This is a genomic window from Rhizobacter sp. P5_C2 (assembly GCF_054049715.1).
On the sequence record NZ_JBFULV010000188.1, the window covers coordinates 1 to 6,345 of the forward strand.

Sequence of the window (6,345 nt, forward strand, 5' to 3'; positions counted from 1 at the left end):
AGCGCGGCGGCCGACTACATGGAGATGGTGCAGCTGGCGGTGCAGGCGGGCAGCCTGAACGAGGCGCAGCAGGCGATGGACAAGGGGTTCGCTGCGGGCGTGCTGGGCGTGGGCCCGGAGGCCGAGCGGCACAAGCGGCTGAAGGACCTGGTGGCCAAGCGGCTGGCCGAGGCGAAGGCCGGGCAGGCGCAGGCGCTCACCGATGCGAAGGCGGCCAAGGACGGCGGCGAGTTGCTGGCGATCGGCATGGACCAGGTCTACGGTGGCCAGGCGAAGCCGGGGCTGGAGCTGATGCAGCAGGGCATCGCGAAGGGCACGAAGCGGCCGGATGACGCGAAGCTGCACCTGGCGATCGCGCAGCTGGTGGCGGGGGACCACGCGAAGTCGGCGGCGACCTTCAGGACCGTGCAGGGCAATGACGGCACCGCCGACCTGGCCCGGCTCTGGGCCTTGTTCGCGCGCAAGAAGTAGCAGCTACTTCGGGGCGAGGCGGATCGCGCCGTCGAGGCGGATCACCTCGCCGTTCAGCATCTCGTTCGTGATGATCTGGTGCACCAGCTTCGCGTAGTCGGCAGGCGTGCCGAGGCGGCTCGGGAAGGGCACGCCGGCGGCGAGTGCGTCCTGCACCTCCTGCGGCATGCCGAACAACATCGGCGTGCCGAAGATGCCCGGCGCGATCGTCATGTTGCGGATGCCGTTGCGGGCCAGGTCGCGTGCGATCGGCAGCGTCATGCCGACGATGCCGCCCTTCGAGGCCGCGTAGGCCGCCTGGCCGATCTGCCCGTCGTAGGCGGCCACGCTGGCGGTCGAGATGAGCACGCCGCGCTCGCCGGTGGATTCGGGTGCATTGCGGCTCATCGCCTCGGCGGCGAGCCGGATCATGTTGAAGCTGCCGACCAGGTTCACCGTCACGGTCTTCGCGAACACCGCGAGCGGGTGCGCGCCATCCTTGCCGACGGTCTTCACCGCCGGTGCAATGCCGGCGCAGTTGACCAAGCCCATCAGCTTGCCGGCCGCGGTGGCCGCGGCGACGACCGCCTGGCCGTCGGCCTCCTGGCTCACGTCGCAGCGCACGAACACGCCGCCCAGCTCCTTCGCGACCGCTTCGCCCTTGTCGGCCTGCAGGTCGGCGATGACGACCTGGCCGCCGGCGGCCGCGAGCATGCGTGCCGTGCCTTCGCCGAGGCCCGAGGCCCCGCCGGTCACGATGAAGACCTTGCCTGCGATGTCCATGGGGCAGCCTCTTACTGGAGTGCGGCCAGCGCGCGCGACGTGATCTCCTCGACCGAGCCGGTGCCGGAGATCTTGCGGTACTTGGGCGCCGCGGCGTCGCCGGTGGCGGCCCAGCCGGAGTAGTACTCGACCAGCGGACGCGTCTGCTTCTGGTAGACCTCGAGGCGCTTCTTGACGGTCTCTTCCTTGTCGTCGTCGCGCTGGATCAGTTCGTCGCCGGTCACGTCGTCGCGGCCCGCGGTCTTCGGCGGATTGAACTTCAGGTGGTAGCTGCGGCCCGAGGCCGGGTGCACGCGGCGGCCGCTGATGCGCTCGATGATCGCGGCGTCGGGCACGTCGATCTCGAGCACGAGGTCGAGCTTGACGCCCGCGGCCTTCATCGCGTCGGCCTGCGGGATCGTGCGCGGGAAGCCGTCGAACAGGAAACCCTTTGCGCAATCGGGCTGGGTGATGCGCTCTTTCACGAGGCCGATGATGATGTCGTCGCTGACCAGGCCGCCGGCGTCCATCACCTGCTTGGCCGCGACGCCGAGTGGTGTGCCGGCCTTGACAGCTGCGCGGAGCATGTCGCCGGTGGAGATCTGCGGGATGCCGAACTTCTGGCAGATGAAGGTCGCTTGCGTGCCTTTACCGGCGCCTGGCGCGCCCAGCAGAATCAGTCTCATCAGTCTTCCTCAATTTATGGAATTTGCGGCCTCGATGCCAGCCGCCGCAGGCTCGGGCTTTTCAAGTCGAGAATAGCATGCGACCCCCTGCGCGAAACTGACGCAAGGCAGGCCGCAAGGCCCTCGGCGCCCCCGGGTTTACACCCGCTTCGAGCTCGTCTTCTTCAGCCGATCAGCGCCCTCGCGCGCACCAGGTCTTCGGGCGTGTCGACCCCCGGGCCCGGGCGCACCGCGCTGACGTGCACCGCGATGCGATGCCCGTGCCACAGCACGCGCAATTGTTCGAGCGATTCGGTCTGCTCGAGCGGGCAGGGCGGCAGCTTCGGGAAATCCCTCAGGAAGCCGGCGCGGTAGCCGTACAGCCCGATGTGGCGCAAGGGAGCAGGCGACGAGAGCGTCTCGATGCCCGACGCATAGCCGTCGCGCCACCACGGGATCGGCGCGCGCGAGAAGTAGAGCGCGCGGTTCGCGCCGTCGAGCACGACCTTCACGACGTTCGGGTTGCGCAGCTCGTCGACGCTGTCGATCGCGTGTGCCGCGGTGCTCATCGGGCAATCGGGCTGCGATTGCAGCAGTGCGGCGCAGGCATCGACCAGCGCCGGCTCGATCAGCGGCTCGTCGCCCTGCACGTTGACGACGATCTCGTCGGGCTGCAGGCCGAGCAGCGCACAGGCCTCGGCGAGGCGGTCGCTGCCGGTCGGGTGGTCGCTGCGGGTCAGCACGCAGGCGACGTCGTGCGCGCGGCAGGCGGCGACGATCTCGACATCGTCCGCCGCCACCACCACCTGCTGCGCACCCGACAGCGCGGCGCGGCGCGCGACACGCACGATCATCGGCAACCCGCCGATGTCGGCCAGCGGCTTGCGCGGCAGGCGCGTCGATTGCAGCCGGGCCGGTACCAGGACGGTGAAGCTCACGCGCTGCTCCCGGCGTTGACCGGCACGTCAAGCGAGCGGGCCTCGGCCTCGAGCATGATCGGCATGCCGTCGCGCACCGGGAAGGCCAGGCGGTCGGCATTGCACACCAGCTCGTGCGCGCTGTCCTGCGGCGGGCGCTTGTGCTCCAGCGGCCCCTTGCACAGGGGGCACACCAGCAGTTGAAGCAGTCGGGTGTCCATGGGGCGTCCTCGGGTCAGAAGTGGGCGGTCGGCGCGCGCTGGGGCAGCAGCGCCAACAGGTCGGCAGCGAAGGCCGGCGGAAACTGGAAGTCTAGCGTCGCGACCCACACGCGGGTCGTGCCCAGGCGCGCGGGATCGAGCTTGACGGCATCTTTCTCGGTGACGACCACGTCGGCCGTGTCGGACGGCCAGGGCAGCACCGCGAAGTCATGGTGGTCGGGCAGCGGCAGTTCGGCGATGTCCAGGCCGGCATCGCGCAGCATCGAGAAGAAGCGTTGCGGATGCGCCAGCCCGGCGGCGGCGACCAGGCGGCGGCCGCGCAGACCGGCGCCGGCATCGGAGTCGCCGGGGGTGCCGTCCAGCCACGCCTGCAACAGCGTGAAGCGGCCCAGGCTGCGTTGCACGACATGGCCCGGCAGCGGGGTCGACGCGGCCGGCGCGTTGTACAGCAGCACGCTGCGCGCCGGCAGCGCCGACGGCATCGGCTCGCGCAACGGGCCGGCCGGCAGCAGCCAGCCGTTGCCGGCGCCGCGCTCGTCGAACACGATGACCTGCGCGTCGCGCGCCAGTTGCCGGTGCTGCAGGCCGTCGTCGCAGACGATCACGTCGACCGCCGGATGGGCCGCGAGCAGCGCGTGGCCGGCCTGCGCGCGCCGCCGCCCGACGGCCACCGGCGCGCCGCTGCGGCGTTGCATCAGCAGCGGCTCGTCGCCGCAGGCGCTGGCCGGCGTGTCCGGCGTCACCAGCACGACCTCGTCGCCCGCAGTGCCGCCGTAGCCGCGCGACACGATGCCCGGCGTCCAGCCGCGCTGCCGCAGCAGGTCGACCAGCGCGAGGCAGGTGGGGGTCTTGCCGGCGCCACCGGCGATCAGGTTGCCGACCACGATCACCGGCACCGGCAGGTGCTCGATGCGCCGCCAGCCGGCGTCGAATGCAAGCTTGCGCAGCGCGACGACGACGCCGTACAGCGCCGCCAGCGGCAGCAGCGCCCACGCCAGCGCGCCGCGCGCCAGCCAAGCGCGCTGCAGTCGGAGGGACAGCGACACGGGAACGGGAGCGGCGCCGGGCCGCTCAGCGAGCTTCGCCGCCCTGCGAGGTCTGGGCTGCGAAGGTCAGCCGCGCGAGGCCCGCGCGGCGTGCTGCGTCCATCACCGTGATGACGGACTGGTGCGACGACGCCGCATCGGCCGACACGATGATGATCGCGTCCTTCGCGCCGGCGGCCGCCGCCAGCAGTTCGGCGGTCAGCATCTCGACGTTGCGGCCATCGAGTGTCTTGCGATTCACCGCGTAGCGCCCTTCGGCCGAGATCGCGACGATCACTTCCTTGTTGTTCTCGCGCGGCTTGTCGGCGTCGGCCACCGGCAGGCTGACCTGCAGCTCGGTGAACTTCGAGTAGGTCGTCGACAGCATCAGGAAGATCAGCACGACCAGCAGCACGTCGATGAACGGGATCAGGTTGATCTCGGGTTCTTCAGGGTGGTGCTTGCGGAATTTCATCGCCATGGCCCGTCAGCTCGCCTTGCGCACCGCGGTGAAGCGCATCAGGTGCGGCACCATGCGTTCGGCGGCTTGTTCCATCTCGAGCGTGTAGGCGTCGATCAGGCCCCGGAAGTAGCGGTAGGCGATCAGCGACGGGATCGCGATCATCAGGCCGAACGCGGTGTTGTACAGCGCGACCGAGATGCCGTGCGCCAGCAGCGCCGGGTTGCTGCCGCCGGTGGGCGCCTGCGAACCGAAGATCTCGATCATGCCGATGACCGTGCCCATCAGGCCCAGCAGCGGCGCGGCCGAGGCGATGGTGCCCAGCGTGTTCAGGAAGCGCTCCATCTTGTGCACCGCGCTGCGGCCGGCGGATTCGAACGCGCCGTGCAGGTTGTCGTTCGAGATGCGCGGGTCGGCGATGATCGCCCGCAGCCCGGTGGCGAGCACCTGCCCGAGCAGCGAGTTGTCGGCCAGCTTGTTGACCACGTCGGCGGCAGGCAGGTGGGCGCGGGTGACGGAGATCACCTCATCGAGCAGGCGCGGCGGTGCGATGCGCGCGACCCGCAGGCTCGACAGGCGCTCGATGATCAGCGCGAGCGCAATGATGGAACACAGGAGCAAGGGCCAGATCGGCCAGCCAGCGGCTTGTATGATCGAAAACAATCCGGTCCTCTCAGCGATGGTGGGGTGCGACCGCCTCACCGAAGGGCCTCGGGCGGTCTCTTTTTGGACGCGCGATTATGACCCCAAGGCAGGCCCGTCACGCACATCGGCAAGGCAACCGCATGTTTGCCGGACGGGGTCCGACGCGGTGACCTGTTGTAGTGCCGGCCGACTACATCGCTGAGTCCACCGCAACTGTGGATAACTTTGTGGGCAACCGTGGTGCGAACGCGCTCAAGCCGCGCCAATTCAAGCTCTGCCACAGATTGCTCAAACTTTAAGCACGAAAAATATGTTGAAAATCAAAGGCTTAGGCAATTGTGAAGGCCGCATGACAGCCGAAGTGCGCCGCCAGCCCTTGATTGGCGGGCTTGTGGAGTTCTCGACCCGCATGAACGCTGGCTTTGCCCATGTTTGAGCGGTCCGCGGCACGGGGCGAGCGGCTGGTCTGGAGCGTCGCGGGGCTGGTCAACGCGGTGTCGGACGCGCTGGCGGCGCGTTTCAGCGCCTGCGTCGTGCAAGGCGAGCTGTCGGGTTTCTCGCGCGCGGCCAGCGGCCATTGCTACTTCAGCCTGAAGGATGCCGACGGGCAGCAGGCCACCATCCGCTGTGCGATGTTCCGGCGCGCGGCGAGCCTGGTGGCGTTCAGTCCGGCCGACGGGCAGCGGGTCGAGGTGCGCGGGCGGCTGGCGGTCTACGAGCCGCGCGGCGAACTGCAGTTCGTCGTCGAGTCGATGCAGCAGGCCGGCGCCGGCGCGCTGTACGAGCAGTTCCTGCGGCTGAAGGCGCGGCTCGAGGCCGAGGGCCTGTTCGATCCGGTGCGCAAGCGAGAGCTGCCGCGTTATCCGCGCAGGCTCGGGGTCGTCACCTCCACGGGCGGCGCGGCGCTGCACGATGTGCTGACCGCGCTCGAACGGCGCGCGCCGCAGGTCGCCGTCATCGTCTACCCGAGCCTGGTGCAGGGCGCCGAGGCGCCAGCCGCGCTGGTGCGCGCGCTGGCGCAGGCGGCCGAGCGCAACGAGGTCGATGCGCTGATCGTCTGCCGCGGCGGCGGCTCGCTGGAAGATCTGTGGGCTTTCAACGACGAGCGCGTCGTGCGGGCCATCGCGGCCAGCCCGCTGCCGACGATCTGCGGCGTCGGCCACGAGACCGACGTGACGCTGGCCGATTTCGCCGCCGACC

9 protein-coding genes and 1 pseudogene are annotated in these 6,345 nt (G+C 69.9%); 3 read left to right on the forward strand and 7 right to left on the reverse strand.

Annotated elements, in window-relative coordinates; all coding sequences use genetic code 11:
- Window positions 1-471 (forward strand): annotated as a pseudogene (locus ACXJLU_RS32395) (hypothetical protein); the annotation flags it as partial.
- Window positions 472-474: 3 nt separating this feature from the next.
- On the opposite strand, the gene ACXJLU_RS32400 reads toward ACXJLU_RS32395, so the two are convergent.
- From ACXJLU_RS32400 to ACXJLU_RS32430, 7 genes are all read right to left on the reverse strand, one after another.
- Complete coding sequence (locus tag ACXJLU_RS32400; RefSeq protein WP_457337848.1) at window positions 475-1,233, reverse strand: 3-hydroxyacyl-CoA dehydrogenase; 759 nt, start codon at window positions 1,231-1,233, stop codon at window positions 475-477.
- A gap of 11 nt (window positions 1,234-1,244) precedes the next feature.
- Window positions 1,245-1,898, reverse strand: coding sequence for an adenylate kinase (gene adk, locus ACXJLU_RS32405; protein WP_457337849.1), 654 nt, complete (start codon window positions 1,896-1,898; stop codon window positions 1,245-1,247).
- Between the two features lie 164 nt (window positions 1,899-2,062).
- Window positions 2,063-2,815 carry a 3-deoxy-manno-octulosonate cytidylyltransferase gene (kdsB, locus tag ACXJLU_RS32410; protein ID WP_457337850.1) on the reverse strand — a complete coding sequence of 251 codons (753 nt, stop codon included), beginning with the start codon at window positions 2,813-2,815 and terminating at the stop codon, window positions 2,063-2,065.
- Entirely contained in the window at window positions 2,812-3,015 is a 204-nt protein-coding gene (locus ACXJLU_RS32415; RefSeq protein WP_457337851.1) for a Trm112 family protein, read from the reverse strand. Before ACXJLU_RS32415 ends, kdsB begins: the two co-directional genes overlap by 4 nt.
- Window positions 3,016-3,029: 14 nt before the next feature.
- A complete protein-coding gene (lpxK, locus tag ACXJLU_RS32420) occupies window positions 3,030-4,061 on the reverse strand; it encodes a tetraacyldisaccharide 4'-kinase (RefSeq protein ID WP_457337852.1) in 1,032 nt (343 codons plus the stop codon).
- A gap of 25 nt (window positions 4,062-4,086) precedes the next feature.
- Window positions 4,087-4,515 carry an ExbD/TolR family protein gene (locus ACXJLU_RS32425; RefSeq protein WP_073466707.1) on the reverse strand — a complete coding sequence of 143 codons (429 nt, stop codon included), beginning with the start codon at window positions 4,513-4,515 and terminating at the stop codon, window positions 4,087-4,089.
- A 12-nt stretch (window positions 4,516-4,527) separates the two neighbouring features.
- Entirely contained in the window at window positions 4,528-5,163 is a 636-nt protein-coding gene (locus ACXJLU_RS32430; protein WP_073466617.1) for a MotA/TolQ/ExbB proton channel family protein, read from the reverse strand.
- A 295-nt stretch (window positions 5,164-5,458) separates the two neighbouring features.
- Between ACXJLU_RS32430 and ACXJLU_RS32435 the strand changes: the two genes are divergently transcribed.
- Both ACXJLU_RS32435 and xseA read left to right on the forward strand, forming a co-directional pair.
- A complete protein-coding gene (locus tag ACXJLU_RS32435) occupies window positions 5,459-5,581 on the forward strand; it encodes a hypothetical protein (RefSeq protein ID WP_457337853.1) in 123 nt (40 codons plus the stop codon).
- Window positions 5,574-6,345, forward strand: a 772-nt coding sequence (gene xseA, locus ACXJLU_RS32440; RefSeq protein WP_457337854.1) for an exodeoxyribonuclease VII large subunit, incomplete at its 3' end; no start/stop codon positions are given. The genes ACXJLU_RS32435 and xseA, both read left to right, overlap by 8 nt.